This is a genomic window from Rothia endophytica (assembly GCF_928381505.1).
Taxonomy (GTDB): domain Bacteria; phylum Actinomycetota; class Actinomycetes; order Actinomycetales; family Micrococcaceae; genus Rothia; species Rothia endophytica_A.
Window position 1 is genome coordinate 26,088 of sequence record NZ_CAKMSJ010000006.1, and the last position, 13,757, is coordinate 39,844.

10 protein-coding genes are annotated in these 13,757 nt (G+C 56.7%); 2 read left to right on the forward strand and 8 right to left on the reverse strand.

From position 1 onward, the window contains the following. Positions 1-72: 72 nt before the first annotated feature. From holA to leuS, 6 genes are all read right to left on the reverse strand, one after another. Positions 73-1,077, reverse strand: coding sequence for a DNA polymerase III subunit delta (gene holA, locus L6990_RS08175; RefSeq protein ID WP_237203628.1), 1,005 nt, complete (start codon positions 1,075-1,077; stop codon positions 73-75). Between the two features lie 56 nt (positions 1,078-1,133). Beyond that, the gene (locus L6990_RS08180; protein WP_237203629.1) at positions 1,134-2,024 is read right to left on the reverse strand and encodes a ComEC/Rec2 family competence protein; all 891 of its coding nucleotides are present in this window, start codon (positions 2,022-2,024) and stop codon (positions 1,134-1,136) included. Beyond that, on the reverse strand, positions 2,021-3,325 hold the full coding sequence (locus L6990_RS08185; protein WP_237203630.1) for a ComEC/Rec2 family competence protein: 1,305 nt from the start codon (positions 3,323-3,325) through the stop codon (positions 2,021-2,023). The genes L6990_RS08180 and L6990_RS08185 overlap by 4 nt, the downstream gene beginning before the upstream one ends. A gap of 275 nt (positions 3,326-3,600) precedes the next feature. After that, complete coding sequence (locus L6990_RS08190) at positions 3,601-4,506, reverse strand: helix-hairpin-helix domain-containing protein (RefSeq protein ID WP_237203631.1); 906 nt, start codon at positions 4,504-4,506, stop codon at positions 3,601-3,603. A 177-nt stretch (positions 4,507-4,683) separates the two neighbouring features. Next, positions 4,684-5,571 carry a DegV family protein gene (locus L6990_RS08195; RefSeq protein ID WP_237203632.1) on the reverse strand — a complete coding sequence of 296 codons (888 nt, stop codon included), beginning with the start codon at positions 5,569-5,571 and terminating at the stop codon, positions 4,684-4,686. Between the two features lie 84 nt (positions 5,572-5,655). Continuing rightward, on the reverse strand, positions 5,656-8,094 hold the full coding sequence (leuS, locus tag L6990_RS08200; RefSeq protein ID WP_440480496.1) for a leucine--tRNA ligase: 2,439 nt from the start codon (positions 8,092-8,094) through the stop codon (positions 5,656-5,658). A gap of 240 nt (positions 8,095-8,334) precedes the next feature. Between leuS and L6990_RS08205 the strand changes: the two genes are divergently transcribed. Then, positions 8,335-9,255 carry an alpha/beta fold hydrolase gene (locus L6990_RS08205; RefSeq protein WP_237203635.1) on the forward strand — a complete coding sequence of 307 codons (921 nt, stop codon included), beginning with the start codon at positions 8,335-8,337 and terminating at the stop codon, positions 9,253-9,255. Further along, a complete protein-coding gene (locus L6990_RS08210) occupies positions 9,252-10,352 on the forward strand; it encodes a glycosyltransferase (RefSeq protein ID WP_237203636.1) in 1,101 nt (366 codons plus the stop codon). Before L6990_RS08205 ends, L6990_RS08210 begins: the two co-directional genes overlap by 4 nt. Here L6990_RS08210 and L6990_RS08215 read toward each other — a convergent pair. Beyond that, positions 10,349-12,514 (reverse strand): primosomal protein N', encoded by a 2,166-nt coding sequence (locus L6990_RS08215; protein ID WP_237203637.1) that lies wholly within the window; start codon positions 12,512-12,514, stop codon positions 10,349-10,351. The genes L6990_RS08210 and L6990_RS08215 overlap by 4 nt on opposite strands. 12 nt (positions 12,515-12,526) lie before the next feature. Next, on the reverse strand, positions 12,527-13,732 hold the full coding sequence (gene metK, locus L6990_RS08220; protein ID WP_237203638.1) for a methionine adenosyltransferase: 1,206 nt from the start codon (positions 13,730-13,732) through the stop codon (positions 12,527-12,529). Between the last annotated feature and the right edge of the window lie 25 nt (positions 13,733-13,757).

Consider the following 13,757-nt stretch of genomic DNA (forward strand, 5'->3'; position numbering starts at 1 on the left):
AAGTGACACGTTGCCCCGCTGACCATTCATTGGTCAGCGGGGCAACGTGCTTTAATTTTAAGGTAATTTTTTCTAATGATGCTGGGAGGCACGGGAAACAGTAAGCACCGCTTTTTCGAGGGGATAGAGAGCGTCAAGGTTCTCCCCCTTGAGTGCAGCGTCAGTGTCAGCCAAAACCTGCATAATAGCCGCGATATCCCCAGCCGAGTAACGTCGTGAATCCCGCAGGGCTACTTCGACCTGCCAGGGCGCCATTTTGAAATCACTGGCTAGCTGCTGAGCACTCCCTCGCATGCCGTGAACTTTAGCAATATTGCGCATACGCAAAGCTAGTGCGCCCAACATAGGGATAGGGTCACTACCGGTATCCAGAGCCTGACGAAGCAGCTTAACAGCTTCTCTGCTATTACCCGCTACCGAAGCATCGCTCACCTTGAAGGCGGTCACTTCAGTGCGTCCACCGTAGTAACGGTCAACAACTGAGATATCGATGGTATCTGGGCCATCAGCATGCAACTGCCGGCAGGCTGAAGCTAGTTCCGCTGTATCAGAGGTTGCTTGTGCTAGAGCCTGCGCAGCGCCGGGGGTAATCTTTTTGCCCAGTGCTCTAAACTCATAGAGCACAAAGTCTGTCTTATCTTTTTCGGTTTTGAGCGGCTTGCATTCCACCAGGGGGAAGGTGCGGGAAGCCCGCACGGTATCAATTAATTTCTTACCGCGGTTACCGCCGCTGTGGCTCAGCACCACGACAGCCGTTGAAGAAGGGTTCTGAGCGTAGTCGAGAGCATCGATGAGAAAGTCGTCACTCATCTGGGCTACATTTTCAATCTCAATGATTTTAGGTTCGTCAAAAAGGGAGGGGCTGGTAATGACGGTGAGCTGTCCGCTCCTGTAATCCTTAGCGGACAAGGTGGCTAGTTCGTAGCTACCCTCACGTTCCTGATACAGCTGTCGTAGACGTTCCTTAGCCCGCTGAGCAAAGTAATCATCCGATCCGTAGAGTAGGACCAACGGTGCTAAATCTACTCTTCTCCAGCCGTTCACTTGACCGGTATTTGCTCGTGATGCGCGTGCCATATGCCTCCTTAGGTGCCCTCCTATTCTGGCAGACTTTTTCATTCTCTGCAGTGGGTTTATTTCCTCTCTCGGGTTACCGCAATTTCGTGATTGCGTAGTTCAAGCGCGATACTGCCACTTTGGTCAGTCCTGGCGACGGAAACCCCGTGCTGCTCTAGGTAGTTAGTGATATCTTGATGAGGGTGGCCGTAGTCGTTGCCCCGCCCTGCGCTGATGAGTGCCAGAGCAGAGCTTGTTGCACTGATGAGCTCAGTTCCACTTCCCCGCGATCCGTGGTGGGCTACTTTCAAGACGCTAGCTTCTAGATTCTTTGGACTCGCGAGCAGCCTACCAGCGGCTGCCTCTTCAAGATCACCCGTAGTTAAAACCGTCAGCGGTTGTTCCCCGCCAACGTTAATGTGCAGCACCAACGAAGTGTTATTTACCAAAGCATTGCTGCCCTGCTCCCCCGGTATCCTGCTGAGGTCATCCGGCGGCCACAGCACTCGGACCTGAACATCCGTACCTAAGGAAAGTTCTGGGGTGTATTCATCTGAGCTGGCTAACTGTGTCAGGTCAATGTCCGGAGGCGCGTGAGCAGGGTCAAAATGTGCTGAGGTGAAAAGGTGGCCTATGGGGTATCTTTCCGCCAGCTCGTCCAGAGCTCCATAGTGGTCGTTGTGCTGGTGGGTGATGAACACAGCGTCTAGCCTCTCAACCTGTGCCCACTCTAGGCAGGCATCTAAATCGCTGTAGCTATCTCCTGTATCAATGAGGGAAGCCTGGTGCTCCCCGGTGCGCACCAGGTGGGCGTCCCCTTGCCCTACATCGCAGGTAATCCACTGCCAACCGTCCGGCGCCGGGGCGGCACTCGTCTTCTGGGTGAATAGGCTCAGTGTAAGGACACAGAGTAAAAGGCAGACCGAAAAGATGAGTCTGCGGCGGTCTTTGGGCGATGTAGCTTTCACTTTCTGCTCCCCTGTTTTGACAGGATTGGCTGACGAACTGGTGGCGGTTTGTTGAGTCTGCTATCTGCGACCATGATGACCGCCGAGATGAGGGCAACCAGGTTAGCGCTGACCGCCACTGTTTGTGGGCTAGCTGGCAGAGCTACGGAGCTTGCAGGCAGGTGGGTAACCCAAGAGGCCACTGTATGCACACTGCCCGCTAGTAGCTCACCAGCCCAGAAGAGAAAAGACACGAGGAAGCTAGCCCAGGGGCCCAGGGCAGCACCGATAAGGAGAAGGAGGCCCATAAAGGTTATGGGGGCAACCATCGGAGCTACCAGTACATTAGCTAGCACGGTATAGGGGTAGACAGCATCAGACAGCAAGAGAATTACCGGGGCGCACCAGAGCGCTGCTGAGAGAGGAATGGCAATGACGTCTGCCAGGATTCCAGGCAAAAATTTTGTGACTAGCCTCCGTAGGGCTGGTGCCAGGAAGAGTAGGGAGGCAGTAGCGATGGCAGAGAGAGCGAAACCATAGTTACTGGCTAGTTCTGGAGAGAGCAAAAGCAGAACTATAAGACAGGTGCACAGCGCTGTCACGCGGTGAGCACCGTGCCCAAGAACCATACCTAAGCCGCCCAAGATACCCATGACCCAGGCTCTGAGCACTGAACCGTCAAACCCCACCAAGCAGACGTAAAGGGCAGCTGAGATCAGGCCAACAAAAACCAGGGCGTAGCGACTAATACGAAATTTTTGCGCAAGACGGTAAGAGACCACAAAAACCAGGGAGATATTAGCCCCAGACACTGCGGTCAGGTGAGTGAGCCCCGATACCCGCATCTTGTTAACAGCCTCAGCGCTGAGGGATGAGTCATCACCGTAAGCCATCCCGAGAAGCAACCCGGCAGCGTCCCCTCCTACCTCCTGGACAGCCCGTTCCCTGACCACGGTCTTGTGACCGTAAACGGCTGGCGGTGATACATCAGAACTTTGGGAGTAGAGCCCTCCCTTAACACGGTAGTAGCTACCATCAACGCTGAAGGTGCCCACCCCCGTCACCTCTCTGCCGGGTTCAAAGCGGCTATCGGTAAAAATACTCAGGGTTAGAGGCTGTCCAAGAATCTGCCCTCGGTGTTCAAGCTCCCCTATTCTCACCTTTGTCAACGAACCGCTATAAGCACTGGGAGAGGATTCGAGAACGAAACCGGAGAATCGAACACCCTGGCCATTGGCCGCGCCCAGGAAGTCCCAGCGCTCCTGATAGCCACGAGCGGTAATGAGAGCAGCCTGGACGCAGGTAAAGAGCAAGCAGAGCATCAGGACACCTAACAGCGGTTGTAGTCTCAACCGCCACGAAACCGGCCCCGCGTTTTTGGCCAGGGTTAGGAGGGCTGTAGCTGCGGCTATGAAGACTAGACCTACAAGCGCTGCCCTAGTGCCACTCAGAATCCACACGAGGGTAAAGACCCAGACACAGGTGGCTGGGGCCAGCAATCGTGCGTCTAGTAGGCGAGGTAATTCTCTGAGATGAAGCTGCCGGTCTCTATCGGAGAGCCAGTATTGCTTGAAGCGCTCCTGCCCCCATGTAATCCTCATAGAGTGACCAAATCTCTGAGATTTTCCATAGTTGCCGGCCCGATTCCCGATACCTGGTCCAGCTCTTCGATGCTTTTAAACCCACCGTGCTCTTCGCGCCAGCTAATAATGCTCGAAGCTAACACCGGCCCGACTTTTGGAAGGGTTTGTAACTCTTCTGCGGTCGCGGTATTGATGTTGACCAGAGCGTTAGCACCGGCGGAAGGGGCCTGCCCGGTCGCTGCTCCACCGTCGGTAAGCCCTGTTTCATTCTGAAGTGGGGCTTCGCCGGGAGTTGGGAGGTAGATTTTCACCCCGTCAGAGAGCTTATCTGCCAGGTTTACTGCTCCTGTCTCGGCTTCGGGAAGGGCGCCGCCGGCCGCCTGAACTGCATCGTTCACGCGGCTATCGGGTGGAAGAGTATAAACACCCGGAGCAGCAACAGCACCGTCCACATGGACCGTCAGAGACTCTTGAGGGGCAGGGCTTAGAGACTCCTGCGTCGCTAAGCCGGCATGGTGTTGAGAAGGGGAAGAAGCAGAGGTAGAGCCGGTTGAAGAAGGAAGCGCGAGTGACACCGTTTCAGTTTCGCCGGGAAGCGCCCCCTTGACCGTGGTCCAGAGCGTCAACAGGGTGAGTAAGACCGCCACGGTGGCAATGAGCCCGCTAGGAATTTTCCACCGTACAAGGTGCTGATCTGATGAAAGAGAATGGTGAGGGCTTGCTTCTAGAGTTTCCTTGAGAAGAGTGCGGCTGCGTAAACCCGATGAAGTGTGTGCCCTTGCCCGCTGGGAACCGTAACGGCGGCTCGTTAGAAGACGCTCTGTCTCTAGGTCACCTAAGGATTCCTGTGGCTCTGCACTCTCAGCGACATCATCATGTGAGCCCCAGTCTGGGCCGTCTTCTCGCCTGCCATGTTTCATGCCCTCAGGATAAGCGCGGGTCTGAGAGCTTAGCTCTAAAACGAAGACCTGTGGATACGAACAGCCCGCTTAACCGCCAGTATTTTGCATCGGTTCCCACCCACCTCGGTGAACCTGAGACGAATCTTTAACCGGCCGGTTGCATCCTATCCACAGGCTGTTTCACCGATCTTTGAACTAATACACCACAGCTGCCAGAGCACCCAAGCCTGAATGAGCAGAGAGCACTGGCGGAAGAGGCAGTAGCTCCGCGTTTTCAGCAGGCTCACCCAGAGCTCGTTGAAATTCCTGGGCTTGCAGGAGATTACCGCAGTAGTGGACGGCGACGACCCGGCCGGTAGGTGCTGGAACCCCGGCGGGAAAACGATGAGAGCCCTTGGCCTGTTCAGCACTGAAGTCTTGGGTAAGTTCGGTGAGCCGTTCAATAGCTTTTGGCGTGGTACGCGGCCGTTCCAGGTAGATCAGCTTCCCATCAAGCACCGTGGCAACTGGCCGTATCTGAAACATCTGGGCCACCACTGCCAGGGCAGGTGCAACGCGACCGCCCCGTTTGAGGGCGTCCAGCGTCGGTATAAAGAAGAACAGTTTTACAGCGGCGCACAGGTCTTCTGCTACCTCTACGGCAGCCTCTACATCATCGGTATTCTCGGTGAAACGGTAGAGGTCCATAACGACCTGGCCAAGTGCCATGGCTAGATTTTCAGAATCGATAACCGCCACCGGTAGCTGAACCATATCAGCGGCAACTCGCGCCGCGTCACAGGTGCCTGAGAGCGCTCCCGAGAGATGAATAGAAATGATGCCCGTGAACCCTTGGCTAGCAAGCCCTTCGTAAACTTCTAGAAGTTCCCCCGGTGAAGCGCCTGACGTGGTGACCTGTTCCCCTTGAACGTGGGCGGTGAAGATAGCAGCATCTATCTCGGCGGAGTTCAGCCCCTCCAACGGCTTCCCGGCAATGGAAACAGGTAAATCAACCTGGGCCAAGCCACCAGAGGCTGTGGCTTCGGCCAAGAAATCGGCGGGCAGGGCCGCCGAAGAGTCAGTCACGATAGCTATAGAACGCACCGTTCCACTCTACCGCCTCCCGGGCAGATAGAAGGGGCAGCCAAGATCGTTATGACCTTGGCTGCCCCTCAGCTCAGGAAAACCCTAGATGACGATGTTCACCAGTTTGGGTGCTCGAACAATGACCTTGCGAATCTCATCGTCCCCAATGGAACGCTGAACTGCCTCGGATTCCAAAGCTAGCTTCTCTAGATCAGCTTCAGAGATGTCCTGAGCAACTTCGAGGCGATCCTTAACCTTGCCCTTGATCTGGACGATAGCGGTGACGGTATCGTCTACCAGCTGGGTCTCGTCAACCTCGGGCCAGCCGGCGGTGAGCACGGGGGTCTCATGCCCCAGCAGGTGCCAGGCGTCCTCAGCGGTGTAGGGCGCGTAAAGGGAGAGCAGAATCGCGATAGCTTCAGCGGCTTCGCGAACGGCGGGATCCCCAGCACCAGCACCGGAGTCAATGGTCTTACGGGTGGCATTGACCAGCTCCATGGTCTTTGCAACCAGCACATTGAATTTGCCGGTTTCAGCCAGCTTGGCTGCCTCAAACATGGTGCGGTGCACTAGCTTGTGTAGGTCTTTATCGCCCTCTGCACCATCGACGCCGGGGGTGCTGGTGACGTCGTTGGCAACACGCCAAGCACGGGCCAGGAACTTTTGTGAACCTGCCGGTGAAACGTCTGCCCAGTCCACATCGTCCTCGGGGGGCGAGGCAAAGACCATGACGGTGCGCACGGCGTCCACGCCGAACTTATCGAGCTGTTCACCCAGGTCAACGCCGTTACCCAGTGACTTAGACATGGCCTTGCCCTGGTTGAGCACCTGACCCTGGTTCATGAGGGCCTTAAAGGGCTCTGAATGTTCAATCAGACCAAGGTCACGGATAACCTTGGTGAAGAAACGGGCGTAGAGCAGGTGCAGAATTGCGTGTTCAACACCGCCCACATACATATCAACCTGGTTCCACTTCTTCATCTGCTCGGGGTCAAAGACACCGGCATCAAAGTTTGGGGAAACATAGCGCATGAAGTACCAGGAGGAATCCACGAAGGTGTCCATGGTGTCTGAATCGCGCTTGGCAGGCTTGCCACATTCAGGGCAAGGTACGTTGTTCCAGTCCTCGGCTGCTGCCAGGGGTGACTGACCCTTGGGCGCTAGGTCTTCACCGGAGAGGTTATCCGGCAGACGAACGGGTAGCTGATCTTCAGGAACCAGAACTTCGCCGTGCTCTTCACAGTGAATGACGGGAATGGGGCAGCCCCAGAAACGCTGGCGGGAGAGCAACCAGTCACGCAGGCGGAAGTTAACCTTACCCTTGCCTGCACCCTGGTCTTCCAGCAGCTCGATGACCTTGCTGGTAGCCTCTGCACGGTTCAGCCCGTTCAGGGGGCCAGAGTTGATGTGGTTGCCGTCGCCAGCTGTCGCCACTCCGCTTTCAGCTGGGTCTTCTTCACCGGTTTCGACCACGGTGATGACGGGGATATCGAACTTACGAGCGAAGTCAAGGTCTCGCTGATCGTGAGCGGGCACAGCCATCAGGGCGCCGGTGCCGTAGTCAGCCAGGGCGTAGTCGGACGCCCAAATGGGCAGCTTATCGCCGGTCAGCGGGTTGATAGCGTAGCGGCCCAAGAAGACACCGGTCTTCTCGCGGTCTGATGCCTGGCGGTCGATGTCAGAGAGTACCTTGATGCTCTCGCGGTAGTTCTCCAGAGCCTCGCGCTGCTCATCGGTGACCAATTCGATAGCCAGGTCAGCGTCTGCTGCCACGATGAAGAAGGTAGCGCCAAAGAGAGTGTCCGGGCGGGTGGTGAAAACATCAACGGTAGATGCTTCCTTGCCCTTGGTAGCCTCAACTGCAAAGCTGACCTCGGCACCCTCGGAGCGACCAATCCAGTTGCGCTGCATAGCCAGCACACGCTCGGGCCAGTGACCCTCCAGGTCCTTCATATCGTCCAGCAGTTCCTGGGCGTAGTCAGTGATCTTGAAGTACCACTGGTTCAGGGATTTCTTGGTGACCTGGGTATGGCAGCGCTCGCACTCACCGTTGACGACCTGTTCGTTGGCCAGAACGGTCTGGTCCTTGGGGCACCAGTTAACCTGGGAATACTTACGGTAGGCCAGGCCCTTCTTGTAGAACTGCTGGAAGAGCCACTGGGTCCAGCGGTAGTACTCGGGGTCTGAGGTGTGCAGGCGGCGTGACCAGTCAGCCATAATGCCGTAGCGCTTGAAAGAACCCGCCTGAGTCTCGATGTTCTTGTAGGTCCACTCTTTGGGGTGGGTGTTGTTTTTGATAGCCGCGTTCTCTGCGGGTAGACCAAATGAATCCCAACCGATGGGGTGCAGAACGTCGTAGCCCTTCTGCTTCCAGTAACGGGCAGTGACATCTCCAATAGCGAAAGCCTCGGCGTGGCCCATGTGAAGGTCGCCTGAGGGGTAGGGGAACATATCCGCTACATAGCGGGTTTCTTTGCCCTCTTCGTTGGTGGGTTCAAAGACCTTGGTATCTTCCCAGTAGGGCTGCCACTTGGTCTCCATCGCGCGAAAATCCCAGGTATTTTCGTTCTGTTCGGTAGTTTCTACCTCAGCAGTCACTTGACTTCCTGTCTGTACGAGTAGGTTGAGTTTTGAGTTTTGGGCGCACGAAAGGCGCCGGTGTCAAAACCTTTGGGTACAGTCTATCGGTTTCGCCCATTTTTCGCCTGACCACCCAGTTTTTTGGACGCTGTTGAGCGGCAGTGGGCAGCGGGGTCGCTGCCGCGGCGGTAGAGTAAAGGGGTGAGTGAGAAAGCTAGAGTATCGATGCCCCCTGCCAGTGTTTTTGAGTTAGACCCTACCGTCACTTCCCACGGCAAGCTCCACGAAGCCACGATGAACGGTTCGCTCACCCGGTGGTGGGAATACGGGGATAGAAGCGGTGAAACCCTTGTCTTGGTTCACGGTTTTAGAGGGGACCACCACGGTCTAGAACTCCTGGCTCAGGGGCTGCTGGACTATCGCGTGCTTATCCCCGATCTGCCGGGTTTCGGCAGGTCTGAACCCATACCGGCTGCAGAGCATAACGTGAGCACCTATGCTGCCTGGTTGGCAGAATTTCTAGAGTTTACTGTTCAAGAGCCCATTCACCTGGTGGGTCACTCTTTCGGGTCGATTGTTAGCTCCTACCTTACGGCTACCCGGCCGGACCTCGTTCAGAGACTGACACTCATTAACCCGATCTGTGAACCTGCCCTGGACGGCGACCAGAAACTGATGAGCCGACTAGCTGAGATGTACTACGCAGCGGGTGCGCTACTGCCTGGTCCTCTTGGGTTCAGTCTGCTGAAATCTCACATCATCACCAGGCTCAGTAGCGAGTTTATGATGAAGAATAGCAATGCAGAACTGAGGAATTTCATCAACGGTCAGCATGCAGCTTACTTTGGTGCTTTCTCTTCCCGCGATGCTGTGCTTCAAGCCTACCGGGCTTCCATCTCATCAACTGCTGCTGAATTCACTCCCGTAATCACCGCACCGGTGCAGATGATTGTGGCGGAGGAAGATGATTTGGGCAGCATGGAGGGCCAGCGGTCCATGTTTGCCGCTCTTCAGCGGGGCCGTTGTGACGTCATTCCGGAGGTCGGGCACCTCATCCACTACGAAACTCCTCTCCGCGCTGCTGCTCTCATTGCTGATTTCCATCAGGAGGCCACCCGATGAAACTGATGATCGACGCCCGCTACACCCGCATCGGCGTACATGACGGTATTAGCCGCTACACGGCGTCCCTGCTAACAGGTCTCAAAGAGCTGCAGGACGCCGGTCACCCCGCAGTATCTGGCGATCTGCAGCTGGCTATGGTGATTAGTGATGAGCGGCAGCTAGAGATGCTTCCAGAACTTCCTCACGTAAAGATTTGCTCACCTACTTCTCCCCTGGAACCCACGGCTGCTCTTCAGATTAACCGTTACCGGCCAGATGTGGTCTTCTCCCCCATGCAGACTCTGGGGCTGGGGGGCTGGGGGCGGAAGTTCAAGCTGGTACTCACCCTCCACGATCTGATTTACTACGCCCACCCCGATCCGCCGGGTTTCCTCCCTGCTCCCGTCCGCGCGGGCTGGCGAGTCTTTCACACCACCTACGCTCCGCAGCGTTTTTTGCTCAACCGGGCTGATGCCGTGGTGACGGTGTCTGAAACTACCGCGGGGCTGATGAGGCAGCACAGCCTAACGAACAAGCCCCTTCACGTGGTACCTAACGCCCCCCAGGGAACGGTCAACAGTCAAGACCAAGCGCTAAGCCAACTCCCTTTGCGCAGCAAAGATCTAATCTACATGGGCTCTTTTATGCCCTATAAAAACGTAGAGACACTGATAGCGGCTATGGAATCCCTGCCGGATTACACCCTGCACCTGCTCTCCCGGATTTCTCCGGCTCGACGGCGCGAGCTAGAGCAAAAAGCCGGGCCCAATATTGTGTTTCACAACGGAGTAGATGAAGAAACTTATTCAGCCCTGCTGAGCTCAGCCGCTGCCCTGCTGACCGCTTCGAAAGATGAAGGGTACGGTCTGCCGGTGGTTGAGGCACAGTCAGCAGGGTGCCCCGTGGTGCTCAGCGATATCCCTATCTTTAGAGAAATCGCCCCCTCAGCGCTCTTCGCTGACGCTAACTCCCCCAGTGAATTTGCATGGGCAGTGCGAGACCTTGAAGACCCACAGGAGGTAAAACTTCGGGTTGAGGGTGGGTTAGCTGATGCTGCCCGGTATAGCTGGCACGCCTCAGCTCTCAAGCTCCTTGACCTTGTCAGCGAGCTTTAGAGAATATCTAGACCATCGCAGCGCACCTGCACCGGTTCGCTTTTCTTGAGGGCTGAGAGGGAGGCCTTGACAGCCCTCAGGTGACGGGTGAACTCGTGCCCGCGGGCATAAGTAAAGAAGAGAATAGCCCGGTAAACTTCACCGTCTATATCCGGCTCAAAGTAATCCCCATCCTCCTGTAGGGGCACCGGCCCGCTGACCCGAACGTCCTCAGGGATTGCGAGAGAGGCGAGGAAGGTCTCGACCCCCTTCTCGCTACCGGTAATAGCCGCCGTACGGACTGCCGGTGGCAAACCAATATCGTGCCGTTCATCAATCTCCCACAGGGCATAGCCCATCGGGTCCCACCTCACCAACGCCTCAAGTACGGGTGAAGGGCTAGCAGTTGTCACGACGCGGCCACCAACAGCAAAAGACCGCACCAGGGCTGCAGCGTTAAACCAGCGTCGCAAGGCAGTTTCAGGAGCGCGGAGAGAATCAGCCTGCATCATTCGATCAGCATCCAGCAGCAGAGCGGCTGAATAGCCTCCCTCAGCAACCGGCTCTCCACCCGGGGTAGCAATCACCAAAGCAGGTTCAGGGCCAATAGAGGGTCTAATGTTCTCACCACTGGAGCTGATGACCGGCACATCAGGGAAAGCACGGCCCAGTTCCTCGGCAGTTCGAAGGGCTCCCACCGCACCAGAGCGCCATCTGCGTTCGCCACAGTCAGTACAGGCCCAGTTTTGAGCTATGCGACCACACCACCCACACTGTGGCAGCCCTTGACCATGAGCCAGCGAAAGAGGGCCGCGGCAGTCGCTACACCGCGCCGGCATGTGGCAGCGCTGGCAGCTGAGGCTCGGTATGTAGCCCGCTCGCGCTACCTGGACAAGCACCGGCCCCTGCTTCAAAGCGTCCTGGGCGACTGCAAAAGCCTGATGGGGTATACGAGCTATAGCAGCGAGGGGGTCCCTAGCCAGCTGGTAGTCATCGCCTGTTGGTAGAACCCGCGGAGTGAAGGAGCGGACGACCGCTCGATCAGCTGACAGCAGGGTAGCCCAGCGGCTGCGCACGAGTCGTGCTGCCTCGCTGCTGACTGCATAGCCCATGAAAAGAGCCGCAGAATCCGTCAGCGTAGCACGCAGAAGAAGGACGTCACGGGCATGGCAGTAGGGCGCGCGTTGTTCAATCAGTGATGAGTCCCCATCATCCCAACAGGCAACAAAACCTAGATTCTTTACAGGGGCGTAGGCTGCTGACCGCGTGCCAATAACGATCTCTGCAAGCCCCTGCTTGGCTCGCAAAAAACTTTCATAGCGCGGGGTAGGCGAGTCACCGGCTGTCAGCCGGGCGTAATGCTCAGGAATGGCAAGCTGGGCAAGCGCTGCTTCAAGCCGCTCTAGACTTTTGAGATCAGGGACAACGCCCAGCGCTCCCCTGCCGTTAGCCGCCGCGTGCACAAGGCTCACAGCCATTAGATCCTCCCAACCGTGTTCCGGGTGTGAAGGCAGCACGCTCATGACGGCGCGGGCCGCGGCTCCAGCAGCAACATCATCACAAAATTCTGTGCCCTGAGCATAGTCTTCAAAGACTGAAATATCCGGTGCCTGAAGAGGCTCCGGTTCTGCCTCCCGGACTTCCTCGGTAACTGCTTCTGCTAGCTGGTTTGGCTCTGGCTTTCCCTCTGCGTCCTCACCCTCCGGTGAGCTGACAGACGACGCAGGTACGAGGTACTGCTGCTCAACACTTGCAACCCTGGGCGGTACAGCTAGCCGCAGGACGTCGGGCACAAGGCCCGCATAACGATCAGCAAGAGCATCGGCCAGCTCAAAGATTTCAGCATCCACCACGGGCAAGGGAGAAACAATCTTATGCAGGGGAACAAGCCTGGTTGGGGAATCGGACCGTGCTACGCGCTCGCGAAGCCAGCCGGTCACCTCCCGGCCACCAAATTTGACCCTCACCCGCACCCCCGGCTGAGCCTCGGTATCCAGCGCGGCAGGCACAGAGTAGTCAAAGAGCCGGTCAAGATGGGGCACATGGGTATCGATATGCACCCGCGCAACGGGCAGGCTAACAGCGCTATCTTCAGCCTCGGTAGAACCTGCCTGAGAGGGCAAAGAAACACCGAACCCCTGCAACAGGTCTGTTTGCAGGGGTTCGGTGTTAAAGCTGGTCATGTGACCAGTTTACTATAGGCCAACAGCGGCTTTCAGCTCGGCTACACGGTTGGTGCGCTCCCAGGTGAAGTCAGCGCCCTCACGGCCGAAGTGACCGTTAGCCGCAGTCTTCTTGTAGATAGGACGGCGCAGCTCAAGATCGCGAATAATGGCTAGCGGGCGCAGGTCGAAGACCTCGCGAATTGCCGCCTCAATCTTATAGACATCAACCTTTTCGGTCCCAAAGGTCTCAACATAGATACCTACGGGAGCAGCCTGACCGATAGCGTAGGCAACCTGAACCTCTGCACGGTCAGCTAGACCGGCAGCCACGATGTTCTTGGCGACCCAGCGCATAGCGTAAGCAGCTGAACGGTCTACCTTTGAGGGGTCCTTACCTGAGAAAGCACCTCCACCGTGGCGGGACATACCGCCATAGGTATCAACGATAATCTTGCGGCCGGTCAGACCGGCGTCGCCCACGGGGCCGCCCTGAACAAAGCGGCCAGCGGGGTTGATGATGAGCTTGGCATCGCTGGCATCAAAATCGAAGTCAGCGAGGACGGGCTCAATTACATGTTCGCGGACGTCAGCAGCCAGCTGGTCCAGATCGTAATCGGCAGTGTGCTGGGTTGAAACCACCACGGTATCAATGGTGACGGGGGTGAAATCTTCGTTGTACCCCATGGTGACCTGAGTTTTGCCGTCGGGGCGCAGGTTGGGCAGGGTGCCGTCCTTACGTACCTTGGTGAGCTGCTCAGCAAGACGGTGCGCCACGAAGATAGGGGCAGGCATCAAAGCCTTGGTCTCGTTGGTTGCGTACCCGAACATGATTCCCTGGTCGCCGGCACCCTGCTTATCCAGCTCATCGACCGCTGTGCCCTGGCGTTCTTCGAGAGAGTTGTAGACGCCTGCGTTGATATCACCGGACTGTTCGCCGATCGAAACGGAAACACCGCAGAATTCGCCGTCGAAACCGTGGGTTGACGAGTTGTAGCCAATGTCCAGGATGGTTTTACGGACGATACTGGGGATATCGACGTATCCGTTGGTGGTTACCTCACCGGCAACGTGTACCTGCCCGGTAGTGACCAGGGTTTCAACGGCTACGTTAGAGCGGGGGTCGGTCTCAAGCAGAGCGTCGAGGATGGCATCAGAAATCTGATCACAGATTTTGTCAGGGTGACCTTCGGTCACAGACTCACTGGTAAAAAGGCGAAGATGGTTATTTTCAGTCACGGTTCTACTGTACTTCTCTTGGTCT

Excerpts from the sequence above, each read along its gene's own strand:
- holA (WP_237203628.1), bottom strand. The coding sequence starts at position 1,077 with ATGGCACGCGCATCACGAGCAAATACCGGTCAAGTGAACGGCTGGAGA.
- L6990_RS08185 (WP_237203630.1), bottom strand. The coding sequence starts at position 3,325 with ATGCTCTGCTTGCTCTTTACCTGCGTCCAGGCTGCTCTCATTACCGCT.
- L6990_RS08190 (WP_237203631.1), bottom strand. The coding sequence starts at position 4,506 with ATGAAACATGGCAGGCGAGAAGACGGCCCAGACTGGGGCTCACATGAT.
- leuS (WP_440480496.1), bottom strand. The coding sequence starts at position 8,094 with ATGGAGACCAAGTGGCAGCCCTACTGGGAAGATACCAAGGTCTTTGAA.
- L6990_RS08210 (WP_237203636.1), top strand. The coding sequence starts at position 9,252 with ATGAAACTGATGATCGACGCCCGCTACACCCGCATCGGCGTACATGAC.
- L6990_RS08215 (WP_237203637.1), bottom strand. The coding sequence starts at position 12,514 with ATGACCAGCTTTAACACCGAACCCCTGCAAACAGACCTGTTGCAGGGG.